General features: G+C 61.5%; 23 protein-coding genes. 16 read left to right on the top strand and 7 right to left on the bottom strand.

The genetic code is table 11. From position 1 onward, the window contains the following. Positions 1-121: 121 nt before the first annotated feature. The 6 genes from WJ542_RS27845 (at position 122) to WJ542_RS27870 (ending at position 7643) form a co-directional block, all read left to right on the top strand. Positions 122-1195, top strand: a complete 1074-nt coding sequence (locus WJ542_RS27845; RefSeq protein WP_411193514.1) for an asparaginase — start codon at positions 122-124, stop codon at positions 1193-1195. Positions 1196-1302: 107 nt separating this feature from the next. Continuing rightward, complete coding sequence (locus WJ542_RS27850; protein WP_411192789.1) at positions 1303-2217, top strand: LysR substrate-binding domain-containing protein; 915 nt, start codon at positions 1303-1305, stop codon at positions 2215-2217. A 181-nt stretch (positions 2218-2398) separates the two neighbouring features. Next, complete coding sequence (locus WJ542_RS27855) at positions 2399-3694, top strand: dicarboxylate/amino acid:cation symporter (RefSeq protein ID WP_411192790.1); 1296 nt, start codon at positions 2399-2401, stop codon at positions 3692-3694. Continuing rightward, the gene (gene cuyB / locus WJ542_RS27860; protein ID WP_411193516.1) at positions 3691-5214 is read left to right on the top strand and encodes a cysteate racemase; all 1524 of its coding nucleotides are present in this window, start codon (positions 3691-3693) and stop codon (positions 5212-5214) included. The genes WJ542_RS27855 and cuyB overlap by 4 nt, the downstream gene beginning before the upstream one ends. Beyond that, entirely contained in the window at positions 5198-6616 is a 1419-nt protein-coding gene (gene aspA / locus WJ542_RS27865) for an aspartate ammonia-lyase (protein ID WP_411192791.1), read from the top strand. Before cuyB ends, aspA begins: the two co-directional genes overlap by 17 nt. 280 nt (positions 6617-6896) lie before the next feature. Next, positions 6897-7643, top strand: a complete 747-nt coding sequence (locus WJ542_RS27870) for a glucose 1-dehydrogenase (protein WP_411192792.1) — start codon at positions 6897-6899, stop codon at positions 7641-7643. Between the two features lie 27 nt (positions 7644-7670). Here WJ542_RS27870 and WJ542_RS27875 read toward each other — a convergent pair whose 3' ends face one another. After that, positions 7671-8276 (bottom strand): TetR/AcrR family transcriptional regulator, encoded by a 606-nt coding sequence (locus WJ542_RS27875; protein ID WP_411192793.1) that lies wholly within the window; start codon positions 8274-8276, stop codon positions 7671-7673. A gap of 129 nt (positions 8277-8405) precedes the next feature. Here WJ542_RS27875 and WJ542_RS27880 point away from each other — a divergent pair, with 129 nt between their 5' ends. The 6 genes from WJ542_RS27880 to WJ542_RS27905 all read left to right on the top strand — a co-directional run bounded on the left by WJ542_RS27880 (position 8406) and on the right by WJ542_RS27905 (position 13576). Continuing rightward, positions 8406-9329 (top strand): NAD-dependent epimerase/dehydratase family protein, encoded by a 924-nt coding sequence (locus WJ542_RS27880; protein WP_411192794.1) that lies wholly within the window; start codon positions 8406-8408, stop codon positions 9327-9329. Between the two features lie 2 nt (positions 9330-9331). Beyond that, positions 9332-9676 carry a DoxX family protein gene (locus WJ542_RS27885; protein ID WP_411192795.1) on the top strand — a complete coding sequence of 115 codons (345 nt, stop codon included), beginning with the start codon at positions 9332-9334 and terminating at the stop codon, positions 9674-9676. Between the two features lie 245 nt (positions 9677-9921). Further along, the gene (locus WJ542_RS27890) at positions 9922-11367 is read left to right on the top strand and encodes a DEAD/DEAH box helicase (protein WP_411192796.1); all 1446 of its coding nucleotides are present in this window, start codon (positions 9922-9924) and stop codon (positions 11365-11367) included. Between the two features lie 76 nt (positions 11368-11443). Further along, positions 11444-12334 (top strand): LysR family transcriptional regulator, encoded by an 891-nt coding sequence (locus WJ542_RS27895; RefSeq protein WP_411192797.1) that lies wholly within the window; start codon positions 11444-11446, stop codon positions 12332-12334. 220 nt (positions 12335-12554) lie between these two features. Then, positions 12555-13109: a cupin domain-containing protein gene (locus tag WJ542_RS27900; protein WP_411193517.1), complete on the top strand. Its 555-nt coding sequence runs from the start codon at positions 12555-12557 to the stop codon at positions 13107-13109. Positions 13110-13174: 65 nt separating this feature from the next. After that, the gene (locus tag WJ542_RS27905) at positions 13175-13576 is read left to right on the top strand and encodes a VOC family protein (RefSeq protein ID WP_411192798.1); all 402 of its coding nucleotides are present in this window, start codon (positions 13175-13177) and stop codon (positions 13574-13576) included. A 109-nt stretch (positions 13577-13685) separates the two neighbouring features. Here the strand turns inward: WJ542_RS27905 and WJ542_RS27910 are convergent, their stop codons facing one another. From WJ542_RS27910 to WJ542_RS27935, 6 genes are all read right to left on the bottom strand, one after another. Beyond that, entirely contained in the window at positions 13686-14579 is an 894-nt protein-coding gene (locus tag WJ542_RS27910) for an alpha/beta fold hydrolase (protein WP_411192799.1), read from the bottom strand. Positions 14580-14661: 82 nt separating this feature from the next. Further along, positions 14662-15423 carry an SDR family oxidoreductase gene (locus WJ542_RS27915; protein ID WP_411192800.1) on the bottom strand — a complete coding sequence of 254 codons (762 nt, stop codon included), beginning with the start codon at positions 15421-15423 and terminating at the stop codon, positions 14662-14664. A gap of 406 nt (positions 15424-15829) precedes the next feature. Further along, positions 15830-17788 carry a glycoside hydrolase family 127 protein gene (locus WJ542_RS27920; RefSeq protein WP_411192801.1) on the bottom strand — a complete coding sequence of 653 codons (1959 nt, stop codon included), beginning with the start codon at positions 17786-17788 and terminating at the stop codon, positions 15830-15832. Positions 17789-17802: 14 nt separating this feature from the next. Continuing rightward, positions 17803-18744, bottom strand: coding sequence for a carbohydrate ABC transporter permease (locus WJ542_RS27925; protein WP_411192802.1), 942 nt, complete (start codon positions 18742-18744; stop codon positions 17803-17805). Continuing rightward, the gene (locus tag WJ542_RS27930; protein ID WP_411192803.1) at positions 18737-19678 is read right to left on the bottom strand and encodes a carbohydrate ABC transporter permease; all 942 of its coding nucleotides are present in this window, start codon (positions 19676-19678) and stop codon (positions 18737-18739) included. The genes WJ542_RS27925 and WJ542_RS27930 overlap by 8 nt, the downstream gene beginning before the upstream one ends. A gap of 22 nt (positions 19679-19700) precedes the next feature. Beyond that, complete coding sequence (locus WJ542_RS27935) at positions 19701-20942, bottom strand: ABC transporter substrate-binding protein (protein WP_411192804.1); 1242 nt, start codon at positions 20940-20942, stop codon at positions 19701-19703. Between the two features lie 97 nt (positions 20943-21039). On the opposite strand from WJ542_RS27935, the gene WJ542_RS27940 reads away from it, so the two are divergent. From WJ542_RS27940 to WJ542_RS27955, 4 genes are all read left to right on the top strand, one after another. Beyond that, complete coding sequence (locus tag WJ542_RS27940) at positions 21040-22023, top strand: AraC family transcriptional regulator (RefSeq protein ID WP_411192805.1); 984 nt, start codon at positions 21040-21042, stop codon at positions 22021-22023. Between the two features lie 171 nt (positions 22024-22194). After that, the gene (locus tag WJ542_RS27945) at positions 22195-23946 is read left to right on the top strand and encodes an IlvD/Edd family dehydratase (protein ID WP_411192806.1); all 1752 of its coding nucleotides are present in this window, start codon (positions 22195-22197) and stop codon (positions 23944-23946) included. An 85-nt stretch (positions 23947-24031) separates the two neighbouring features. After that, positions 24032-24970 (top strand): dihydrodipicolinate synthase family protein, encoded by a 939-nt coding sequence (locus WJ542_RS27950; protein WP_411192807.1) that lies wholly within the window; start codon positions 24032-24034, stop codon positions 24968-24970. Between the two features lie 54 nt (positions 24971-25024). Further along, positions 25025-25954 (top strand): Gfo/Idh/MocA family protein, encoded by a 930-nt coding sequence (locus WJ542_RS27955; RefSeq protein ID WP_411192808.1) that lies wholly within the window; start codon positions 25025-25027, stop codon positions 25952-25954. The last annotated feature ends 75 nt before the right edge of the window (positions 25955-26029 follow it).

Consider the following 26029-nt stretch of genomic DNA (forward strand, 5'->3'; position numbering starts at 1 on the left):
CGGTGAATTCGCGGCTCCTTCCGTTAAAGGTCTCTTCCACTTGTACACGATCATGAAAAAAAACGCGCCCCCTGTTTCAGTCCCGTTTCGTACGACCATTGCGGCAGTACTGGCGGTATTCATGGCCTTTCCCCTGTACGCCACGTCCGCCGCCGCAGCGGACGCCAGTGCAGATCAACAAGCGAGCGTTGCCGGCCAGACAAAGCAACTGCCGCGCGTCATCGTGCTGGCTACCGGAGGCACGATCTCCGGAACGGCAGATGCCCGCTCGGCTATTGGCTACAACTCGGGTGAGCGAACCGGACAGCAGTTGATCAAGGATGTGCCCGGCATCGAGAAATTCGCCACGATCTCGGCGGAGCAGATTTCGAATATCGGCTCGCAAGACATGAACGACAAGGTCTGGTTTCAACTGGCCAAACGCATCAACGAGATCTTCGATCGCGGCGAGGCGGACGGTGTCGTGATTACGCACGGCACGGACACCATGGAGGAAACCGCATTCTTTCTGAAGAACGTGATCCATTCCACCAGGCCGGTCGTTCTGGTGGGATCGATGCGGCCGGGCGGCGTCATCAGTGCGGACGGTCCGAATAACCTCCTCGAAGCCGTCGAGGTTGCTGCCAGCCCGCAGTCGCAGGGGCGGGGCGTGATGGTGGTCATGAACGATACGATTCATGATCCGCGCTGGATAACCAAAACGAATACCACTTCGGTTCAGACGTTTCTGTCTCCCAATGCCGGGCCAATCGGCTACGTGGACCCGGCGTCGATACGCTTCGTGGCGCCCGTTGTCGCGGCTCGCCGGGCTCCTTATGCGCTACCCGCCGATGGGCAATTGCCCCGGGTCGAGATTATCTTCGCGCACAGCAACATGGATGCGGTACAGATCGATCATGCGATAGCGGACAAGGCGAAGGGCATCGTGATCGCCGGAGTCGGCGACGGCGACGTTTCCAATGCCGCCATGCTTGCCATGCAGCGCGCCGCAAAAATGGGCATCGTCGTGGTTCGGTCGTCGCGAGTCGGATCGGGCTTTGTGAACCGGAACGTCGAAGTCGACGACGACAAGAGCGGATTCGTCGCGTCCCTCGATCTCAATCCGGAAAAGGCTCGTTTGCTGACGCAACTGCTGATCGCCAACGGGATCACGTCACCCGCCCAGGTGCAGGAAGCGTTTGCTGCGACCTACTGACCGAAGCCGACCAGGTCGGGCGCGGCCGGCGACCTGGTACAACGACCGGCGTAAGATCGTAGCTTCCTGAAACCGGTGTTTCGCGTCCCACGAGGCGGGCTCTACGTATGGAAATCAAATGGGTCGAGGACTTCATCGCCCTGGCTCAATACCAGAGCTTTTCTCGCGCCGCCGAATTCCGCAATGTGACCCAGTCCGGGTTCAGCCGGCGGATTCAATCGCTGGAGCAATGGGTCGGGGCGGAACTGATCGATCGCAGCAGCTTTCCTCCCGTGTTGACGCCCGCGGGTCAACTCTTTCGCGAAGTCGCCGAAGATATCCTGAGCCGACTCTTCGATACCCGCGCCATCATCCGGACTGAAAAACGGATCGGCGGCAAGAGCCTCCAGATTGCGGCCGGCCACACGATCGCGCTGAATTTCCTGCCCGCCTGGCTCAAGGCGCTTTCGGCCCACTTCGGGGAGGTGCGCGCGCGCGTGGTGCCGACCAACGTGCACGACTCGATCCTGATGCTCGTGAACGGCAACTGCGAATTGATGTTCGCCTATCACCACCCTGAACTGCCCTTGCACCTCGATCCCGCGAAGTATGAGCATCTCACCGTGGGGATCGACACGCTGATGCCGGCCAGCAGGCCGAACACGCGTTCCGCGCCGATGTATCGACTGCCGGGAACGGCAAAACAGCCGTTGCCTCACATTTCATACGCGGAGACGAGTTATTTCGGACGCTGCCTCGCGCTGCTTCTTGGCCGGGCGCCTTCAGCACCGGCGTTATTGCTTCACTACGAATCGGACATGGCCGAGGTTCTCAAGAAAATGGTCATGGAAGGCGAGGGGATGGCGTGGCTGCCCAGGAGCGCGATTGCCGCGGAACTGGATACGGGTGAACTGGTTCCCGCGGGTCCGTCGCCCTGGAATCTGGAAATCGAATTGCGTGTCTACCGTGATGTGTCCAACCGTAGCGAGTTTCTCGATACGCTCTGGCAGCATTGTCGGGCGGTACTGCAGTCCGGCGGCTAGGGTTTTCCCGTCTTATGCGAAATACGCATGCGCACATGCGACACCGGCATTGTCGTTGTTTTGCGCGTGCCTAAACTGCGCTTTAACGCTCGACCGAGGCGCAGCCGATCTCGCGCGAGTCGTCTCTCAACGCATGCCGGTCATGTGTCGACCGCTTTGCGTCACTCAAGGACAGACGGAAATGAAAAATCGCCTCACCGTTTATATTGCCGTTGGAATGATACTGGGCGTCATGGTGGGCTACGCGTGCCACGCCAGTACATCCGATCCGGCCACAGTCAAAGCCATCGCAGGATATTTCTCGATCCTCACGGACATCTTCCTGCGCCTCATCAAGATGATCATCGCGCCCCTGGTGTTCGTCACGCTGGTGTCGGGACTCGCCGGTATGGACAGCGGCCAGGACGTCGGCCGCATCGGCGTGCGCTCGGTAGGCTGGTTCGTTTGCGCATCGCTGATATCGCTCACGGTGGGCCTCGTCTTCGCGAATCTTCTGCAGCCGGGCGCAGGCCTGCACATGGTCGCAGGTACCGGCGAGATCGACACCGGCCTGAATACCTCGGCCTTGAACTTCAAGGATGTCTTGACCCACGCGTTTCCGACCAGCCTGCTGGATGCCATGGCGCGCAACGACATCCTGCAGATCCTGGTCTTCTCCGTCTTCCTCGGCCTTGGCTTGAGCGCGACGAAGCGGGATCCGCGCGTGAAGGTCGTGATCGAGATGATCGACGGCATGGTACCCGTGATGCTGCGCGTGACGAACTACGTCATGCGTGCGGCGCCCTTCGGCGTTTTTGGCGCGATCGCTTCGGCGGTGACGTTGCGCGGCCTCGATGTCATCTACACCTATGGCAAGCTGATTGGCTCCTTCTATGTGGGGCTGGTCGTGTTGTGGGCGATTCTGGTTTTCGTCGGCTATCTGTTTCTTGGCCGTAGCGTCGGCGCCTTGCTCAAGGCGGTGCGCGAGCCGGCGATGATCGCGTTTGCGACGGCGAGCAGCGAGGCGGCCTATCCGCGGCTCACCGAGCAGTTGGAGCGCTACGGGGTCGACAAGAAAGTCGTCGGCTTCACGCTTCCGTTGGGCTACGCGTTCAACCTGGATGGCTCGATGATGTACCAGGCGTTTGCGGCCATCTTCATCGCCCAGGCTTTCGGGGTCAACATGCCGCTCTCGCAGCAATTCTTCATGCTGCTCGTGCTCATGCTGAGCAGCAAGGGCATGGCCAGCGTGCCGCGCGGCTCGGTGGTGGTGGTCGCGGCGGTAGCGCCGATGTTTCATCTGCCGGTAGAAGGGGTGGCCATGGTGCTGGCGATCGACCAGATCCTCGATATGGGCCGCACGATGACCAATGTGATCGGCAACAGCGTGGCGACAGCTGTGATCGCGAAGTGGGAAGGCGCACGCCAGAGCAACGCGTCCGGCTTCATCGAGGACGACGAGCAGATTTTCGGCCCGGCGCAAGGCGGAGCAAAATGACTTCCGACCTCGCCGGCCACAAGCGCAAGTTCGGCATTGTCGGCGGCCTGGGACCGCTGGCAAGCGCGGACGTCTTCTTCAAACTGGTGAAGGCGACGCCCGCCTCGACCGACGCCGACCACTTCGACGCCATCTTTCAGCAGTCGCCCTTTCCCAACTCGCGTTCGGGAAGCGCGGCTACGATCGAACGGAAGTTGTATATCTTCGAGATGATCCGGGACTTCGAGAAGCGCGGCGTGACGACGGTCGTGCTGCCGTGCTTTCTCAGTCACACCTTTATCGACGAACTGCGCGCGAACACGAGCCTGCGGATCGTGGACATGGTCGAGGCGGTTCGCAGCCACGTTCAACGCAAGTTTCCCGGTGCAAGCCGCATCGGCGTGCTGGCCTCCGACTACACGCGGGAAAAGCGCTTGTTCGAACGCTACTTCGCGTCCCCTGAATTCGAAGTCATCCACCCCCGATGCCACGAGCGCCCCGATCCGGTGACGGAGGCCGTCTATGGATCGGACGGCATCAAGAGCGGCAATCTGCGCGGCCGTCCGATCAAGCTGTTGCGAGAGGCTTGCCAGGATCTGATCGAGCAGGGCGCCCAGGTGATCGTGCCCGGCATGACCGAAATCGCGCTGGTTGCGGAGGAAATCGGCCCGCTGAGCGTACCGTTCGTCGATACCAACCTGACGTATGCGCAGTCCGTCGCGCGGTACGCCGCGTCGGGCGGTGACGGCGCGCCGGCACATGCCTTCAAGGTTGGCGTCGTGGGCGGGGTCGGCCCGGCGGCGACGGTCGACTTTCTGCAGAAGCTTATCCGGAATACGCCCGCCACGCGCGACCAGGATCACATCAAGCTGCTGGTCGAGCAAAACCCGCAGATTCCGGACCGCACCGAGAATCTGATTGGCGACGGCGCTGACCCCACGGTCTCGCTGTATGCGACCTGCAAGCGGCTCGAAGACGGCGATGCCGACATCATCGCGATTCCGTGCAATACGGCCCATGCCTTTGTCGAGCGCATCCAGCCGTATCTCAACATCCCGATTGTGAATATGCTGACCGTCACGGTCGACTCTTTGCGCGAGACGTATCCGACGCTGCGCGATATCGGCGTGCTGGCGACATCGGGTACGATTGAAAGCGGCGTCTATCGAAAGGCGCTCGAATCGCAAGATCTTCGTCAGGTTGTTCCCGCCCCTGCGCTACAGGAGCGCGTGATGGAAGCCATCTACGGAAAGCATGGCGTCAAGGCGGGATTTACGACGGGGCAGTGTCAGGAGGACATCGCTGCCGCCGTAGAGGGGTTGATTGCCGAGGGCGTTGAAGTCGTCATCCTTGGGTGCACGGAACTTCCGCTCCTTTTGACCGGGAGTGAATTCGTGGGCAAGGGCGGCGCTCGCGTCAGGCTGGTCGATCCCACCGACGTTCTCGCTCGACGGTGTGTCGCTTATGCATTGCCGGTGGACACTGCCGCCGGTCGACCCGAAAACTCTCCCATGGAGCAACGCCATGTCCAACCGCTCTGAACGTATCGAACACGACCTTCTTGGCGACCTCGCCGTGCCCAGCGAGGCTTATTACGGAGTCCACACGCTTCGCGCACTCACCAATTTCCCGATTACCGGCATTCCGATCTCGACCTATCCGAATCTGATCAACGCATTGGCGTTCGTGAAAGAGGCCGCGGCACTGGCGAACCATGAGTTAGGACTGCTTCCCGAGAGCAAGATGGAGGCCATTGTTCACGCGTGCCGGCAGATTCGCGAAGGGATTGCCCACGACCAGTTCGTTGTCGACGTGATTCAGGGTGGGGCCGGTACGTCGACCAATATGAATGCGAACGAGGTGATTGCCAATCTCGCCCTCGAGCATCTTGGCCATGAGCGGGGGGATTACGCGGTGCTGCACCCGAACGAAGATGTCAATCTGGGGCAAAGCACCAACGACGTCTATCCGACCGCGCTGAAAATCGCCACCCATATGGGCATCGCGCAACTGGTCGATGCGATGGGCGTCTTGCGCGTATCGTTCGAACGGAAGGCGGAGGAGTTTCGCGACGATCTGAAGATGGGACGCACGCAATTGCAGGACGCGGTTCCCATGACATTGGGACAGGAGTTCAGCACCTTTGCGGTCATGCTCGGCGAAGATCAGGAGCGTCTCAGGGAAGCCTCGCAGTTGATTTGCGAAATCAACCTGGGCGCCACGGCGATCGGTACCGGTATCAACACGTCGCCCGACTATGCGCCGCTCGTCTGCCGCCATTTGGCCAGCGTCACCGGTATTCCTGTGACGACGTCGCCCAATCTCGTGGAAGCGACACAGGACGTCGGCTCGTTCGTGCAGTTGTCGGGGGTGCTGAAGCGCGTGGCCGTCAAGCTCTCGAAGACCTGCAACGATCTTCGCCTGCTTTCGAGCGGCCCGCGCGCAGGCTTTGGCGAAATCAATCTGCCGCCGGTTCAGGCGGGCTCCAGCATCATGCCGGGCAAGGTCAACCCGGTCATTCCGGAGGTCGTGAACCAGATCGCTTTCGAAGTCATCGGCAATGACGTGACGGTCAGCTTCGCGGCGGAGGCCGGCCAGTTGCAACTGAACGCGTTCGAGCCCGTCATTGCACACAGCCTGTTCAAGAGCGTCGCGCACCTGCGTGCGGGATGCCTCACCCTCGCGTCGAAGTGTGTCGACGGGATTACGGCCAATCGCGATCGGCTTCGCTCGCTCGTTGAAAACTCGATCGGCATCGTGACGGCGCTGAACCCGTACATCGGCTATACGAATGCGACCCAGGTGGCGCAGGAAGCGCTCGTGTCGGGAAGAAGCGTTGCGGAAATCGTCGTCGAGAGAGGACTGCTCACCCGGGCTCAACTCGAAGACATTCTCAAGCCGACCATGCTGACGCAGCCGAGGCATAATCTGCCCCTTTCGTAAGCAGCGGACGTTGCCATCGAACACCACCCGTGTCGGGCCGACGATTCGAAGTAGGGCTCGATGTCTATGCGGCAGTTGCGCGAGCGTTTGCAGTTCCACATACAGCGCCTCGCCGAACTGGCGGCCGGACACGGGATTGTTTGCCAGATCCTTCAGGTCAATTCGGTTTGAGGCGCTTTATCGCAGCGCAGCGACTGCCTAGACTCGGTCCACGGTGGCCGGCTGGCCTCGAAAGCAGCCGGTTCCGTTCAAAGCTATCGAATCGATTGGAGAAAAGGATATGGGCAAGCTCGCAGGCAAAGTGGCCGTCGTTACTGGCGCGTCTAAGGGTATCGGTGCAGGTATCGCCAAGGCGCTCGCAGGGGAAGGCGCTTCGGTCGTTGTCAATTACGCAAGCAGCAAGGCGGGTGCCGACGCGGTCGTCTCCGCAATTACATCGGCCAACGGCAAGGCGATTGCCGTCGGCGGCGATGTGTCTAAGGCGGAAGACGCGCAAGGCATCATCGACGCAGCGATCGAAACCTATGGCCGCATCGACATTCTCGTCAACAATTCGGGCGTCTATGAGCTGGCACCGATCGAAGAGTTTACCGAAGAGCAATTCCACCGGCAGTTCAATATCAACGTGCTCGGCCTGCTACTCACGACCCGGGCGGCTTTGAAGCATTTAGGCGAGGGCGCGAGCATCATCAATGTGAGTTCCGTGGTGACCACAATCACGCCGCCGACGAGCGCTGTCTATACCGGCACGAAAGGGGCCGTTGATGCGATTACAGGCGTGCTTTCGCGCGAACTGGGGCCGCGGAAGATCCGCGTCAACGCAATCAATCCGGGTGTCGTGATCACGGAAGGCGCACACGCGGCAGGGATCATCGGATCGGACTTCGAAGCGATGGCGGTGAGCCAGACGCCGCTCGGCCGTACGGGGCAACCGGAAGATATAGCGTCGATTGCCGTGTTCCTGGCGTCCGACGACTCAGGCTGGCTGACGGGCGAACGCATCGTCGCGAGCGGCGGCATGCGCTGACGATACTGGGACGTTATGCGGCACTCCTTAGCGAAGTGCCGCCGCCACTGCCTCGTCGATCTGCAGCGCAAAGCGCGCTTCGACATCGGACACCGTGTAGCCAATCGACAGTTCCAGATACGCGTCGCCTAGCACCAACTGAACGAATGTCGCTGCCCGCAATGCAGCAGTGGATTCGTCAAATTGCTTTCGCAGAATTTTTGCGGCGAAGGCACGCACGACCTTTGCACCATTTTCGTAGAACACCTGGCCGAGTTCCGGAAGACGCTCGGCTTCAGCAACGATGGCACGGTAAAGCCGCAGATAATCCGGCGTGATCAGGATCTGCGCCAACACCCATCCCAACTCGCGCAACTCGACTTCGGGCGTGCCAGCGGGTTGCTCGTTCTGAGCACTGGCAAGCACGCCGCCCACCTGAGTGCACATCGAACTTACCAGACCGACGAAGAGCGCCTCCTTCGACTTGAAGTGGCGGTAGACCGTCTGTTTGCCGACGCCAGCCGCCGCCGCGACATCGTCCATCGTTGCCAGGCCGAAACCCTGGCTCAAGAAAACGGTTTTCGCGCCGTCGAGGATGGCAGTCCGCTTGCGGCGTTGCAGCGGGCTCAGGCCGGGAAGAGAGGAAGCGTTCATACGAAATAAATACCAGATCGCCGGGCAGTTGACAAGACTGGCCAGTCTCGTCTACATTTCAACAAACGAGACTTATCGGTCTCGATTGTTGGGTTATCTAACTTCGCAGGCAATCGTTGGGAGAACGCTTTGGAACTGTTCATTACAGGTGGTACGGGCTACATCGGGCAAGCGGTCGCGCGCAAGGCAATCCGCCTCGGCCATCGGGTGACGGCGCTGGTGCGTCAGGACAGGTCGCCGGCCGCCGGCGCGCTGGCACGTCTCGGTGTGAAACTGCATTCCGGCGACCTGCGCGAGCCACAGTCTTTCGCTGCAATTGCCGGTGCCGCCGATGGCGTGGTGCACACCGCATCGACCAACGATGCTTCTGCCGCCGCTGCCGATGAGGCCGCGGTTGTAGCGATGCTTTCTCATTTGCAGCCGGGCGCGGCGTTTGTCTATACGTCGGGCACGTGGGTCTACGGCAATACGGAGGGGGAGCCCGCGACTGAAGCGTCGGCGCTGAACTCGACACCCCTCGTCGCCTGGCGGCCCGCGGTGGAGCGGCATGTGCAGACGTTAGCAGCGAGCCGCTCGATTGCCGCGGTGATCCTCAGGCCGGCGATGGTGCATGGCTACGGCGGCGGCGTCTTCGGCATGCTCGCCGGCATGGCCCATCAGACTGGCAGCGTGAGGGTCGTCGGCGATGGCCGCAATCACTGGCCTGCCGTTCATGTCGATGATCTCGCCACGGCTTACCTGAGCACGGTGGAGCAGGCGGCAAGCGGGAATGGTCAAGTCGCGGGACAGATCTTCAACGTGGTCGCGGAAGAGGCTGTTGCCGTTGCCGAAATCGGTGAAGCGATCCGGGCCTCGGTCGGCGCCGATCGCGTCGAATTCTGGCCGCTCGACGATGCTCGCAAATCGCTTGGGCCATTTGCTGATGCACTGGCGCTCGACCAGTCGGTAAGCGGCCAGCATATCCGGCGAGTTCTTGCGTGGAAACCCCATGGCCCCGGCCTGATTGCGGATCTCTCTGCACGAGAACACTTTCAGCAAACCGACGGAGCATGACGATGGCGTGGAACAGTGCGTCTCTCGAATCGACCCTCGCGATGATCGTCGCGGTTCTGTTCGCGATTGCTGGCGTGGTCAATCTCGCAAGACCCGGCGCGGTGAAGCGCGACTTCGCACGCTGGGGTTATCCGGCATGGTTTCAGTTGCTCTGTGGCGCGCTCGAGTTGCTCAGTGCGGCACTTCTTCCTGGACAACAAACCAGAATCCTGGGCCTGACGTTGGCCGGCGCGATCATGATCGGCGCGCTCTTCACGTTGGTGCGAAATCGGGAGCCATTCCGGCATCTCGCCCCGGCGCTGGTTTTTTCGGCTTTGATTGTGGTCACTTTGGCTGCCCGCGGTTGAGGCTTTCTCACCATCAGGCGAGTGAGCCCGGGACGCTAACAGGCCGCGTGGGCAATCCGTGCTGCAGGTACTTGAAAAACGCGCACGGATAGCCTGTCTTTCTCGCATGCTCTTGAGTCCCAATAGGACTTTGGCTTTATTTCGGGCAGTGGGTGGCGATCAACGTCGATCTTTTCGACTCTTGATCTGCGCGGCGCAATCGGGCGGCAACCGCTAGAATTGCGGTTTTAGCCTGGAATACGCCAATGTCCTTTGCCTCGCTTGGCCTGATCGATCCCTTGCTGCGTAATGTGCAGGACCTCGATTACCAGACACCTACGCCGGTGCAGGCCAAGGCGATTCCTGCCGTGCTCAGCGGCAAGGACGTCATGGCTGCGGCACAAACCGGCACCGGCAAAACGGCGGGGTTTGCGCTGCCGTTGCTGCAACGGCTGGTGCAACACGGCCCGGCGGTGTCCAGCAACCGCGCGCGCGTTCTGGTGCTGGTGCCCACGCGTGAACTGGCTGAACAGGTGCTGCAAAGCTTTATCGATTACGGTAAAGGCCTCGACCTACGATTTCTGGCTGCTTACGGCGGCGTGAGTATCAATCCGCAGATGATGAAGTTGCGCAAAGGCGTGGATGTGCTCGTCGCCACGCCGGGACGTCTGCTAGACCTCAATCGCCAGAATGCGGTGCAGTTCGATCAAGTGCAAACGCTGGTGCTGGATGAAGCCGACCGCATGCTCGATCTGGGCTTTGCGCGCGAACTCAACGCCGTCTTTGCGGCCTTGCCCGCTCAGCGCCAGACCTTGCTGTTCTCCGCCACGTTTACCGACGATATCCGCGCCATGGCGGCGGGGATTCTGCGCAGCCCGGTCAATATCAGCGTCAGCCCGCCCAATGCCACGGCCAGCAAGATCAAGCAGTGGGTGGTGCCGGTGGATAAAAAGAACAAGCCTGACCTCTTCATGCACCTTGTGGCCGAGAACAACTGGGAGCACGCGCTGGTGTTCGTCAAGACCCGCAAGGGCGTGGATTACCTCGCAGCCGTGCTGGACGAAGCGGGCTATGCGGTCGACACGATCCACGGCGACAAACCGCAACCCGCGCGCCTGCGTGCGCTGGAGCGCTTCAAGACGGGTGAAGTCAATATGCTTGTCGCCACCGACGTGGCTGCGCGCGGGCTGGATATCGACGATCTACCGCTGGTGATCAACGTCGATCTGCCGATCGTGGCGCAAGACTATGTGCACCGTATTGGCCGTACCGGCCGCGCGGGCGCCAGCGGTGTGGCGGTGTCCCTGGTGTGTGCCGACGAAGCGCCGCAACTGGCCGCGATTGAAGCGCTGATCCGGCAAACGCTGCCGCGTGAAGAAGAGCCGGGTTTTGAAGCCGAACACCGCGTGCCGCAGACCAGCGCGACGGGCGAGATCATCAGGAAACCCAAGAAGCCCAAGAAGTCCAAAGTGTCGCAAGCAGCGCCGAGCGTCGCGCAGGTGCTCGGCAAAAAGCCGCGCCCGCAAAGTGGCGAAAACAAGCGCAAGCCTGCGGCGCAGCGGGCTGTGGCCGTGGGTAAAGGCACAAGCTTGTCCAGCGGTAGCCCATTCAGCGTGCAAAAGCCACGCAGCAAACCGGCCGGCAAGTCGGCGGCGGGTTCGCGCAAGCCGGCTGGCAAACCCGCTGGTGGCCGCGGCAAACGCCAGCCCTGATCTGCGGGGAGGCGTCGCGCCAGCCTGGCAAAATCGACGACAATCGGCTCCATAAGTGCTCTGAAGGCGTGATTCCATGATGGACCTCTCTCTCCAGGATTGTTATCTTTTCGTCAGACTCGCCGAATCCTTGTCCGTAGCAGCAGTCGCGCGGGAGCGCAACGAACATCCTAGTCAGGTATCGCGCACGTTGTCGAAAATGGAAGCGGAATGCGGCCTGCGCCTGTTTCACCGGAGCACCCACGGGCTGTCCCTCACCGACGATGGCCGCATTTTTCTTGAGCATGCCAAAACGATTTCGCAAAATGCGACGTTCCTGGCTGACGATCTGGCGTCGCGCAGCAATCGGGTATCGGGACTGGTCAGAATTAGCGTTGCATGCATTCTTGCCGAATACGTCGTGATTCCGGATTTGCATCAGTTGACCGATCTCAACGTGAGCTTGCATATCTCCGATCGAGCGGTTGATATGTCGACAGAAGGCATCGATATTGCTGTCAGGGCGGGCATCGCTCCGCGGGACACGCACGTGGCACTCAAGCTTGGATCGCATAGAAGGGCGTTGTATGGGTCGCCCGCGTACCTGGCCGCTCGCGGAATGCCCCGATTTCCGCGCGACTTGAAGCATCATGATCTGATCGCCAATGCGGCGGTGGGCTCCCACAATCAATGGCCGTTCGACGGCGATGGGGAGTTGTCCACTTTGCCCGTAGCAGGAAGGATTCGCGCTGACAATACGTCCGCGATTGTGTCGCTCGTGCGAGCAAACATGGGAATTGGGCGCATCAACAAGGTGATAGGCGGCGAACTCGCGGCACGCGGGGTGCTCACCCAGGTTCTGGAAAACTACGAAGACCCGACCGAGTTCGATATCTCGGCGGTAACGCTGGCACCACGGAATCGCGTTCCCAAAATTCGTGTTTGTCTGGACTTTCTGTTTGATTGCTTCAAGAAATTCAGGACTTGAAACCAATCCGCTTTGCTTCCGACTCGATGCGGTAAGCACGCCGCCTGGAAACCGAGGCACGGTGCATAGCGTATTGCCTGTTCGGGTCGTGCTCGTTCTGCAATACCAAATTGCGCAGTGTCCGCTTTCAGCGCGATGAGACGTCTGCGATAGTAGCGCCATCTTTTCTTCGGCACGGTTCACTGCGATTGGCGCGCCGCTGCCGAAGCGTCGGGTGTCGATGTCGACCTTGCGGGTCGATTCGGTAACTGGCTTGTCGCGCACAATGCGTCAGGCTTTTCCTCCCAATTTTATCGAGGCCGAACAGATGTGCTGGTGCTGCCCTACCTCCCAAAGCCAACCGATCTCCCAGTCGCGACGTCAATTTGCATGGTCGGCGCTCGCTGTCGCAGCGACGACGACAGGCGTGATCGGTTGGAGTCGTCCGGCGCGAGCCGAGGCGCAATCCATCCAACCTGTCGTGCGAACCCTCCTTGAAAAGCGGGCGATTCCCGGCTCGGACCAGGAAATGCAGATGATGCTCGTCACCTTCCAGCCGGGCGTCGCATCGCCACTGCATCATCATCCCGTCGCCGGTTTGAACTATATCGTCGAGGGGACGGCAGAGTCCGCTTACGGTGACGATACTCCCAGGATCTATCATGCAGGAGAGACGCTCCAGGACTTTCCGAACATTCCTCATACGCTGTTCCGAAACCCCAGCAAGTCGGAAATATTACGCTTTCTCATCTTCACGAATCTTCGGCCGGACCAGCCCTATTTGATCGTGCCTTGAAGGTGCAATCCGTTCAGAATGTCCCGCTGGTTCGCTGAAGTCTATCGGTAGGGGAGATCCGTCTCATGCGATTGTCGAATTATCTGTTTTTTACGAACGACTGCGAAGCCGCGTTAGCCTTCTACACCGCGTGCGGACTGGGTGCTGTCGTCGAGCTAAAGCGGTACGGCGAGAACGGCATGCCGGTGCCGGTGCCGGAGATGCGGGGACTTGTGATGCACGCCGCTTTTGCGGGGCCAGGGGTATTCTTCTATGCTTCGGACAATCACGACGCTGAACCGATGCGCGGCTCAGCCCATATCTTGATGATGGACGACGTGGAGAAGACCATCAATCTTTTCGGAGAACTAAGTGAAGGTGGACGTGTGACGACTTCGCTCGCTATTCAACCTTGGGGTGATTTCTTCGGTAAGTTGACCGATCGCTTTGGCGTTCAATGGATGTTGAACTGCCCAGTTTCTCAATGACCGGCGATACGTCTCGACCTATTGTATCCGGTCGAGCAGGCGCTTTGCCGCAAGCGGACCGCCCCAACGTCGTAACGGGTAGGTGTCCGCTAATCCCATGCGCAAAGCGTCAATCGGCCCATGCGTTGATGTCGAGAACCGCATCGGCGAACGCCTCTGGCGCCTCCTGCGGAAGGTTGTGACCCACATTCGCCACGACGCGGTTCTGATGGCGTCCGGTGAAGCGCTTTGAATCAACCTGTCTTCCCCCCAATGGCGTGACGCCATCGGCGTCCCCTTCGAGCGTGATCGCGGGCACGGTGATGGACGGCATGGCAGACAGGCGGCGCTCGATATCGTCGAACTGGGGATCGCCGTCGACCAGTCCAAAGCGATGTCGATAAGAATGGACGACCACGTCGACGAAATCGGGATTGTCGAACGCTACCGCCGAGCGGGCGTAGATGTCGTCGTCGAAACGCCAGGTCGGCGACCATAGCGACCATAAGAGACGACAGAACTTGCGCCGGTTTTCAGTCAGCCCAGCCCGGCCGCGCTCGCCGTGGAAGTAGTACTGATACCACAAGCGGTATTCGTTTTCGGGGTCGGCTGGCAGGGAGGCGGCGGCGATATTCTGGATGTTGTAGCCGTTGACCGAAACCAGCCCGCGCGCTCTGGACGGGTAGAGCGCCGCCACGATGCATGCCGCGCGGCCGCCCCAATCGTATCCGCCGAGCACGGCCTGGTCGATCCGAAGCGCGTCGAGCAGCGCTAACAGGTCCGCTCCGAGTGCGGCCTGCTGGCCCGAGCGAAGTGTCGTGGACGCAAGAAAGCGCGTTGGCCCATAACCCCGAAGGTAGGGGGTAATGACACGGGCGCCTTGCGATGCCAGGCGTGGCGCCACTTTCTCGTATGCGTGGATGTCATAGGGGAAGCCGTGCAGTAGAATGACTGGCCATCCGTTAGCATCGCCCTGCTCGTCATAGGCAATATCAAGCAGTCGGGTTGTCGTACGTTTAAGCATAAAGCCCTCCTTCGCATGAGATCGTCCGGCCGGTTACGGCAAGTCCTTGCCGGGCACCGTCTCCGTCGCCGCACTTTGTTGCTCACTTGCCGCCGGTGACATCGAGGAAAGTGCCGGTGATGAAGGAGGCCTCGGCGCTTGCCAGCCACAGGATAGCCCGCGCAACCTCTTCAGGCTGACCGCCTCTTCCCATGGGGATCGAGTCCTTGACGCGATCCACCCGTCCCGGTTCCCCACCGCTAGCATGCATCTCCGTGTAGATATGTCCAGGGCGAATGCAATTGACGCGGATTCCGTCCCGCGCGACTTCCTTGGCGAAGCCGGTCGTGAACGTTTCGAGCGCCCCCTTCGAAGCAGCATAGTCGATATATTCGTTTGGACTGCCGAGCCTGGCCGATGCCGACGAGATGTTGATCACGACGCCCCCTTGGCCATTGTAGCGACGCGACATCCGCTTCACCGCCTGTTGTGCGCAGAGAATAGGGCCGATCGAGTTGACTGCAAAGATACGCTGCATGCGCTCGAATCCTAGATCCTCCAGCCGGGACTGCTGTGCAATTATTGCAGCGTTATTCACCAGCACATCGATCCGGCCGAACTTCCGGTCGATCGCGGAAAATAGCTGAGCGACCTGTTCTGGATCCGCGCTGTCTGCGCGCATGGGCAAAGCCTTGCGTCCAACGGCTTCCACATCGGCCGCCACTGCGAGGGCGGCCGATTCGTCGGAGATGAAACTCAGCGCGACATTGTAGCCTTGCGCGGCGGCAAGACGCGCGGTCGCTGCGCCTACGCCACGACTTCCGCCCGTTATCAGTATTAGTGGTGCCTGCGGAACAGTATCCATTTAACGAACACTCATGCGATAGTGAGAGAATAATTCAGGATTATTGAATAAATTGATGAATATGATGTGTGAAAAAAAGGAGTGCGATGCCGCCGGTATTACCGAGCATATGGGTTTCAGGAGGGAAGAGGAGAGGGAGATATCGTCAGCGGCACAACAAGAACGATATCTATCTTGTAGCGGCTGGGCAAACCAGATAAATTGACAATTCGCGTTAGAAAAACTTTCGCAATCGGTGCGGTGAGCGGGTACGTGCGGCGGCTCGTTGATTAGCGTCTTCGTGGAAGTCAGTCACTTCGAGGACGCTGCAACCCTCGAATTCTCGATGAAGAGGGTGGACGCCAGCGCGAAGATCCAGGTCGAGGCCTGGCGGGGTAGCGTTTTGCCGTCTCGCGTCGGGCCTCTGTCAAGCATCGCGGTAGTTGAGCCAGACCTTCATGGGACCGCTCTCGCGGTTGTGCCACGCGAAATAGGGAATGGCCGTGAGGGCGACAGGCTGCGACTGCGCGGTACGCGCGTCATCCGATAGCGCTGAGAACGGCCGATATAACTGGCCGGACCACGATGAATCGATTACACGATGTTGAGCAGAGCCTTTCAGGACCACGATGCCATTGAGTACGCCCGGATCCCACGAGGCCTCCAGGTTCGAAGGGTCGATAAAAATCTCGTCGAGGTCGACGCCTGGCATATCCGCCTGCTCCGCACAGTAAAGCACCGGACCTCGGCTCAATGCCACGCGACCGCGATTGTCCGGTACTTTCGGGTGGCTTTGCCACACGCGAACAGACATGGAGAGGTCGAGGCGCACGGTGTCGCCGCGATGCCAGGCCCGGTGTATTTCGACATACCCGTCGGGGGTGGTCGCCGCTTCGATTCGCGCTCCGTTAATGGCAATATCGAACGATGCGTCGTTGGACTTCGTGGAGGAAGGATCCGCGTCCGCACCGATCCACCCGGGAATTCGCAACTTCAACGTAAAGGTCGATTCGGCATCCAGATCAATGTCGACGCTCCCTTCCCAGGGATACCGAGTGCGTTGGCTAATCCGGACCGTGCTTCCGGCCACGTCGATGGTCGCGTCGCTATCGACGTAAAGATTGACGTAGAGCGACTGTGCATCCGTTCCATAGACGTAGCCAGGCAATGAGGCAATCGTGCGCGCGACGTTGGGCGGACAGCACGCGCATTCGTACCATGTCTTGCGCCGGTGCGCGCCGTCGTTTTCGAGCGGATTGACGTAATAGTAGGACTGCCCGTCCAGCGACCAGCCGGGCAGCATCCCGTTGTAAAGCGTCCACTCGAACAGGTCGACATAGCGTGCGTTGCCGGTTGCGGCGAACATGCGGTGGCACCACATCATGTTGCCGATCGCCGCGCACGTTTCCGTGTACGCCTGACTGTTGGGCAACTCGTAATCGTTGCCGATGGATTCGCCGTCATGACGCGAGCCCACCCCGCCGGTGATGTACATGCGGTGCGCGGTGAGTCGGTCCCAGAGTGTTTCGAGGCGCGGCAGCAGGCTCGCGTCTCCCGTTTCGAGGTACAGGTCGGTAATGCCGCAGACCATGTACAGCGCCCGCACCGCATGGCCCGCAAGCGATTCCATGCGTTCGAATGGCACATCGTCCTGGAAGTACGCGTCGCCGAAACGCCCGCCTTTCAGCAGGCCGTGGCCGCGAGCTTCGATGAAGTACCGCGCGAGTTCGAGGTAGCACGGCTGGCCGGTTTCGCGCGCAAGCTCTATCAGCGCCATTTCGATTTCCTCATGGCCGTCGATGCCTTCCACCTTGCCAGCGGACGCCGGGCCGAAGCGCTCGCGAAGCATGTCCGCGAATCGCAGGGCGACGTTCAGCAGGCGGGGGCTGCCCGTGGCGCGATGGTGAGCCACTGCGGCCTGAATCAGGTGCCCGCCCACATACATTTCATGCAGATCGCGCAGGTTGGTCCACTTCTCCGTGGGCCGATCCACCGTGAAGTACGTATCGATATAGCCGTCGGCTTCCTGGGCGCGCTCGATCAGGCCGATGCCTTCGTCGATACGCCTTTCAATCTCGGCGTCGGGTCCCTTGGCAAGGGACCACGATGCGGCCTCCAGCCACTTGTACAGATCGGAGTCGTTAAAGAAGAGGCCCGAATACGCCCCCTGGAACTCGCCGGAAACTCGCCGAAAATTATTCAATCTTCCGGTGGACTCCAGCAGATCCCACTGACTTATCAAGGTATGCTTACTATTGAGGTCATGGCGATGCCCCCAGAACGGTCCGCGCAGATTGACGGCGCTAATGGAGACCGGTTTGACTCTGGCGTAAGGAGACGCGGAAAGATCGACGACTACCGGACGATGGACAAGAGATTCGTTCATGGTTATCGGATGATTTACGCCTTGACCGCGCCGGCGATCAGGCCATGGATATAGAAGCGCTGAAGCAGCAGGAACAGCACCGCGCAGGGAAGAATCGAGATCGTTATGCCGGCCTGCATGAGGCCCCAATCGACGGCGCCCAACTGTCCGCTTTGCGCGTTGAGCAGCATGACCGGCAACGTATAGTTCGAGGAATCGTTGATCAGGATGAGCGCGGCGAGCAACTCGTTCCACGATCCGAAGAACGCGAACAATCCGGCCGTCACGAGCCCCGGCATGACGAGCGGCAGCATGACCATCCGCAGCGACTGGAGCGAGCTGCATCCGTCTATCCGTGCTGCCTCTTCGATTTCGCGCGGAACGGCATCGAACGAATTTCGCATCATAAAGACGGCAAACGGCAACTGGAATGTCGTATACACCAGCGCGAGGCCGAAGAGCGTTCCCTGTATATGCATCCAGCGCAGTAACACAAATAGCGGATTCAGGATCGACTGGAACGGGATCATCAGCGTCGCGAGGATGACGACGAAGATCAGGTTGCGCCCTCGAAACCGGAAACGGGAGAAGCCATAGCCGCCGAGCGTCGAGAGCAACAGCGTCATGGCGACCGTCATGCCGCTGACCGACGCGCTGTTGCCGAGGTATCGCCAGATCCCGGCGCCATAAGCGGCGAGATTGAGGTAATTTTCGAGCGACAGGTGCGAGGGCAGGTACTTCGGCGGCGAGGCATTGGCGTCCACCGACGGGTAAAGGGAAGTGAAAGCGGCCCATACGACAGGAAACAGAAACACCAGCATCAATGCACCGCACGCCGCGTAGTAGAGCGACGTCGCCACGCGCTTTCTGATGGCGACATGGACGTCGTGCCGGTGCATGTGCCGCTGCGCCGTCTCCATGGCCGCCGGGTCGCCCGCTCCCAGATCCGTGCCGCCGGAGTTCAGCACGTTATTCATCGTCGTCTCGCAGAAGGAGCATCTGGACCACGCTGAGAACCAGCAGGACGACCAGCAGCACGACGGACATGGCCGACCCGTAGCCCAGCTTGAAGTAGGTGAACGACGCGCGGTAGATCCAGTGAACCACCGTGATCGTGCTGTTCATCGGGCCGCCGTGCGTCATCACGTAAAACTGCTCGAACGCAAGGTACGAGCCGATCACGCACATGATCAAGGCGAGGGCGAACGTGCGCCGCATCAGCGGCACGGTGATGTAGCGCTGCTGGGCGAACCATCCGGCGCCGTCGATGCGGGCGGCGTCGTACAGATCCTCGGGAATCGCCTGCATGCCCACGAGCAGGATGACCATCGTGAAGCCCGAGGCTTTCCAGAGCACCATGACGGTGATCGACGCGAGGGCGGAGTTCGCGTCTCCCAGCCATTGAACCGGCTGGTCGACGATCCCCAACTGCATGAGCAGCGCACTGAAGATGCCGACCTGGTCGTTGAACATCCAGACCCATAGCAGGCTGGCCGAAGTCATGCCGATCACGACCGGCAGGAAATACGCAGTGCGAAAAATGCCGACCATCCGCCCCGCGCGGTTCACGAGCAGAGCGAGGACGAACGCGACGGCAAAAATCGCCGGTGTGACGATCAGCGTGTATTCGGTGGTGAACCACAACGCGCTCCAGAACGACTGGTCTCGCAGGAGTTCGAGATAGTTCGCGATCCCGGCGAACGTCGCGTGGCCCATGAGCGGCCACCGGTAGAGCGACATGCCCAGCGTCATCGCCAGCGGGACGATGAAGAACACGGTGGTGAAAATCACGCAGGGCAGAACGAACCAATAGCCCTGCCACTCGCGACCGACGCCGCCATGTTGCCTGCGTGCCCGGCGCGGCGGCCGGTCCGGCTGGCCGTGCGCAGGTGACTGAGTCAGGACCTCCATTGCGCGTCGCTCCTCGATACCGTTACTGTCCCGAGAGAATCTGCGTGAACTGTTGTTGCGCTGCGGCTACCGCTGCGTCCACTCCCTTGCCGAACACGGCCTCCTGAATCATCTGGAGCCACGGGCCATTCGGATCGTTGATCAACTGATTGAATTTGGCGCTGTACGGCGTGCGCCCTTTTGCCATGGCCGTGGAAGCGATGGCGTAGCGCGCGTCGAGCTTGCTGTAGTCGTTCGAGGCGAGATCGGTGCGGACGGGAATGCTGCCGTTTTTGGCGAACTGATCGATCTGGACCTGTTCGCTGAGGCACCATTTGATGAATTCCATCGCCTCCTTCTTGTGCTTCGAACTGACGGGAATGCCGATCAGGTCGCCTCCCGCGAAGCTCGACCAGTTTCCATCCTTGCCGGGCAGGTAGGCAAGACCAAAGTCGATATCCGGACGCTGCTTCTTCAGGAGACCGATCGAAAACGCTCCGGAGCCGACCATGCCGATCTTGCCCCCCATGAAGGCGCTGATGAAATTTTCGCCGCCGTCGGTTTTTGCACCGGACGGCATCTCGCTTGCCTGCCACATTTGCCGGTACATCGCCAGCGTCCCCTTGAGCGCGGGGTTGTCCAGCGTCGCATGCTTGCCGTCTTCGGAAAGGACATCGCCTCCGGAAGCCCAGACGAAAGGCGTCAGCGTAAAGATGTTGCAACTCGCGCAACTGCCGGAAAAATAGAAGCCTTTTATGCCGCCGCCGAGCGCCGTAATTTTCTTTGCGTCCTCCTGAAGCTCGGCCCAGGTCTTGGGCGGCTGATCGGGATTCAGGCCGGCTTTGCGGAAAAGCGTCTTGTTGTAGAGCAGCACGGAGCTTTCCGCGCTGAAGGGCAACGCGTAGATCTTGTTCTGATACGTCGCGAGACGCATGTGCGACGGGCTCAGGCTTGCGTAAAACGGAAGCTTCTTCGCTTCGTCGGTGATGTCGGTGAGTTGGCCCGCCTGCGAAAACGCCGGGACGTAGATGAGATCGATGGCGACGACGTCCGGCGCGGCACCCGCGGCCGACGCCGTGCCGAACTTCGTCACGAAATCGTTGGTCGGGATGATCGTCAGATTCACCTTGGTCGGATGGCTGTCGTTCCAGGCCTTGACGACGGGCGTAACAAATCCGCTGTCGGGGGCGCGTACCCAGAACGAGATGTCGTCCGCATGTGCCTGACCCGCCGCGATTGCGGCCACGCTTCCCAGGGCAGCGAGCAAGCCCTTGTATCGAACCATGTTGTCTCCTCTTGTCCAAAGCCTGTCGGCAGGCCACCGAACCGCTTCGTGTCGCGGGTTCGGCGCCGTGTCGCGCGCAGATGTTCAGTGAGCGCGATTGCTTCTTTTGTTTGTCCGCGAACCGTGTCCGGCCACCACGCTCAATGCACGGCAGCCAAAGATTGACATGCGCCGGGGCCTGCCACAAGATGAAGAAACCCCATCAATACGCGCTAATTCCGACTTTTTCATGGACCCCTCCACATTTGAATGGTCGAGCTGGCTCGGGCTCGACGCCAGTAACGGGGGGCTCTTCGTCTCGCGCGGCGAGGGCGTGCATCCGTCGCGGATCCTCCCCTCGTACGAGCTGATTTACGTGAAGCACGGCACGCTCCACCTGCATGAGCTGGGCGTTCCTTTCGAAGTGTCGGCTGGCGAAACGCTGCTGCTCTGGCCCGGGCGTCAGCATGGAGGCACGGCGCCGTTCGCCCCGGACCTGCAGTTCTACTGGGTGCATTTCACGACGGCCGACGCCGAACGTCGTTTCCCTTCCGGCGTGCAACGCGAGCAGGGTGCGCCGCCGGAGTCTGCGCTGCGTGTGCCCCAGCACGCCCGGATCGAACGGCCGGACCACCTCACGGGCTTGTTCCAGCGGCTGCTGAACGATCAGGAGATCTATGGCGTGCAGCCCTTTCCGGACGGGCTCACGATTCTTTTGATGCTGTGGGAAATTACGCGCTCTCACGATGCCAACGCCGGCGCGGGCGGGGCGCCGCAGCGTCTGGCGGCCAGTGCGGATCGCCTGATTCGCACGCACTTTCACGAAGCCATTAGCGCTTCGTCGATTGCCGATCAACTGGGCTGCAATGCCGACTACCTGGGGCGGATTTTCAGGTCGGTCTATGGGCGAACCCTGACCGATGCGGTCCACGAACGGCGGATTCTGTACGCCGCCACCTTGCTTGCGGACGGCCACCTCACCATCGACCAGGTGGCGCGGCAGTCGGGATTCGAAGACAGCGGCTATTTCCGGCGCATCTTCAAGCGCAACAAGGGCATGACGCCGAATGCCTTTCGGCGTCTTCATCTGCGCTGCATGTGAACACGGCGTGACGGCCGGTGCGGGACTCGCGCCTGGGACTCGTCTCCAGCATGATCTTAGGTGTTTATACCAATGTCTATATGGATATGCTACGCATCCGATTTTTCATTAGAAGGTTATCGGAGTTGTCCTTAGACTAGGCCGAAATATTTGCTCTACACCCAAGAGACGATGTCGGCAACGAAACCCAAACTGCGGTCCCAAGAGTGGTTCGGCACTACGGACAAGAACGGCTTCATGTACCGAAGCTGGATGAAGAACCAGGGCATTCCCGATCACGAATTCGACGGCAGGCCGATCATCGGCATCTGCAATACCTGGTCCGAACTCACGCCCTGCAACGCGCACTTCCGCAAGCTGGCCGAACACGTGAAGCGCGGCGTGTCCGAGGCGGGCGGCTTTCCGGTCGAGTTCCCGGTGTTCTCGAACGGCGAGTCGAACCTGCGGCCTTCGGCGATGCTCACGCGCAATCTCGCCTCGATGGACGTCGAAGAAGCGATCCGCGGTAATCCGATCGACGCCGTCGTGCTGCTGGCCGGCTGCGACAAGACCACGCCGGCGCTGCTGATGGGCGCAGCCAGTTGCGACGTGCCGGCCATCGTCGTGAGCGGCGGGCCGATGCTCAACGGCAAGCTCGAAGGCAAGGACATTGGCTCGGGTACGGCGGTCTGGCGTCTGCACGAGTCGCTCAAGGCGGGCGAGATCGATCTGCATCACTTTCTTTCCGCCGAGGCGGGCATGTCGCGCTCGGCGGGCACCTGCAACACGATGGGCACGGCCTCGACGATGGCGTGCATGGCCGAGGCGCTGGGCGTGACGCTGCCGCACAACGCGGCGATTCCTGCCGTGGACGCGCGGCGCTACGTGCTGGCGCATCTCTCGGGCATGCGCATCGTGGAGATGGCGCTGGAAGACCTGAAGCTCTCGAAGCTGCTCACGCGCGAGGCCTTCGAAAACGCGATCCGCACGAATGCGGCCATCGGCGGCTCGACCAACGCCGTCATCCACCTGAAAGCGATTGCGGGGCGCATTGGCGTGCCGCTGGAACTGGAGGACTGGATGCGCATTGGGCGCAATACGCCCACGATCGTCGATCTGCAGCCCTCGGGCCGCTTTCTGATGGAAGAGTTCTATTACGCGGGAGGCTTGCCCGCAGTGCTGCGGCGGCTGGGCGAAGCCGGGCTGATTCCGCATCCGGACGCGCTCACGGCGAACGGCAAGTCGCTTTGGGACAACGTGCGCACCGCGCCGAACTATAACGAAGAGGTGATCCGGCCGCTCGACAAGCCGCTGATCGAAGACGGCGGCATGTGCATCCTGCGCGGCAATCTCGCGCCGCGCGGCGCCGTGCTCAAGCCTTCGGCGGCGAGCCCCGAATTGCTCAAGCATCGCGGGCGCGCGGTCGTGTTCGAAAACTTCGACCACTACAAGGCGCTGATCGGCGACGAGTCGCTCGAAGTGGACAAGGACTCGATTCTCGTCATGAAGAACTGCGGGCCGCGCGGTTATCCGGGCATGGCCGAGGTGGGCAACATGGGCTTGCCGCCCAAGCTGCTGCGCCAGGGCGTGAAGGACATGGTGCGCATTTCGGACGCGCGCATGAGCGGCACGGCCTACGGCACGGTGGTGCTGCACGTCGCGCCCGAAGCGGCGGCGGGCGGCCCGCTGGCGGCGGTGCGCAACGGCGACTGGATCGAACTCGACTGCGAGGCCGGCAAGCTGCATCTGGACATCAGCGACGAGGAGCTGGCGCGCCGCCTCGCCGACGTCGATCCGGCGGCGGCGCCGGGCGTGGCGGAGCAGCTCGGCAAGGGCGGCTATGCGCGCCTCTACGTCGATCACGTGCTGCAGGCCGACGAGGGCTGCGACCTCGACTTCCTCGTGGGTCAGCGCGGCGCTGCCGTGCCGCGTCACTCGCATTGAGGACGTCGATGGACTGCGCGCGAGGCGGGGCGTCATTCGCCCCGCTGGACGCGCGCAGCGAACAGAAACGGAAGGAGACACGCACATGAGTGCGACGACGAACTCGCAGTCCCGCTACCAGGGCATCTTTCCGGTGGTGCCCACCACGTTCGCCGAGAACGGCGAGCTGGATCTCGAAAGCCAGAAGCGCGCGGTCGATTTCATGATCGACGCGGGCTCGGACGGCCTGTGCATTCTCGCGAACTTCTCGGAGCAGTTCTCGCTGACCGACGACGAGCGCGACCTCATCACCCGCACCGTGCTCGAACACGTGGCGGGCCGCGTGCCGGTGATCGTGACCACCACGCACTACGGCTCGCAGGTCAGCGCGGCCCGCAGCCGGCGCGCGCAGGAACTGGGCGCGTCGATGGTCATGCTGATGCCGCCGTACCATGGCGCGACGTTCCGCGTGCCCGAGCCGGCCATCTACGAGTTCTACGCGCGCGTTTCCGACGCCATCGACATTCCGGTCATGATCCAGGACGCGCCCGCGGCCGGCACGGTACTTTCCGCACCGTTCCTCGCGCGCATGGCGAAGGAAATCGAGCACGTTTCGTACTTCAAGATCGAAACGCCGGGCGCGGCGAACAAGCTGCGCGAGCTGATCCGCCTGGGCGGCGACGCCGTGGCCGGCCCGTGGGACGGCGAAGAGGCCATCACGCTGCTGGCGGACCTTAATGCGGGCGCGACCGGTTCGATGACGGGCGGCGGCTTTCCCGACGGCATTCGCCCGATCATCGTCGCGCATCGCGAAGGCCGCACCGACGAGGCGTTCGCGCTCTATCAGCGCTGGCTGCCGCTCATCAATCACGAAAACCGCCAGGCGGGCCTGCTGGCGGCCAAGGCGCTGATGAAGGAAGGCGGCGTGATCGCCTGCGAGACGCCGCGCCATCCGTTGCCGCCGATGCACCCCGAAACGCGCGCGGAGCTGATCGCCATCGCACGGCGCCTCGATCCGCTCGTGCTGCGCTGGGCGGCGCATTGAACCGGGCAACCCTGTCATGCAAACGCATCCCCTGATTCGCAAGCGGAGAACCCCATGAGCTCACCCTTTACGCTGGCCGTGGTCGGCGTCGGCAAGATCGCACGCGACCAGCATTTGCCCGCTATCGCGGCGAATCCCGGTTTTGCGCTCGTCGCTTGCGCGAGCCGTCACGCCGAAGTGGACGGCGTGCGCAACTACACCGATATCGACGCGCTGCTCGCCGCCGAATCCGATCTCGTGGCCGTTTCGCTCTGCGCGCCGCCGCAGGTGCGGTACGAGCAGGCACGCGCCGCGCTGCTGGCCGGCAAGCACGTGATGCTCGAAAAGCCGCCCGGCGCGAGCGTGAGCGAAGTGGAGGCGCTGCGCGCGCTCGCCCGCGCCCACGGGCGCACGCTCTTCGCGACCTGGCATTCGCGCCATGCGAGCGCGGTCGAGCCCGCGCGCGCGTGGCTCGCCAACCGCACGATCCGCTCGGTGCACGTGCGCTGGAAAGAGGACGTACGCCGCTGGCACCCGGGTCAGGAATGGATCTGGGAACCGGGCGGCCTCGGTGTGTTCGATCCGGGCATCAACGCGCTTTCCATCGTCACGCGCATGCTGCCGCGCGACCTGCTGCTGCGCGCCGCGACGCTGCACGTGCCCTCCGATTGCGCGACTCCCATCGCCGCGGAACTCGATTGCCTCGACACCGACGGCGTGCCCGTGCGCGCCGAATTCGACTGGCGCCACGGTCCCGTCGAGCAATGGGAGATCGACGTGGAGACGACGGACGGGCTCCTCGCGATCAGCGAGGGCGGCAAGCGCATGACGATCGCGGGCGAGACCGTCGCGCTCGATCCCGAACGCGAATATCCGGCGCTCTACGAGCGCTTCCACTGGCTGATCGCGCACGGCGCCGAGGACGTGGACGTGCGCCCGCTGCAGCTCGTCGCCGACGCATTCCTGCTCGGCCGTCAGGTCGAGGTCGAAGCGTTCGGGCACTGACGGCTCATACGGCCGCACCCAGCCCTATACAACCCACGTAACCGCGCAGTACCACAACCGCAAAACCAGAGGAGA

This window comes from Paraburkholderia yinzeri (assembly GCF_046581065.1).
Taxonomy (GTDB): domain Bacteria; phylum Pseudomonadota; class Gammaproteobacteria; order Burkholderiales; family Burkholderiaceae; genus Paraburkholderia.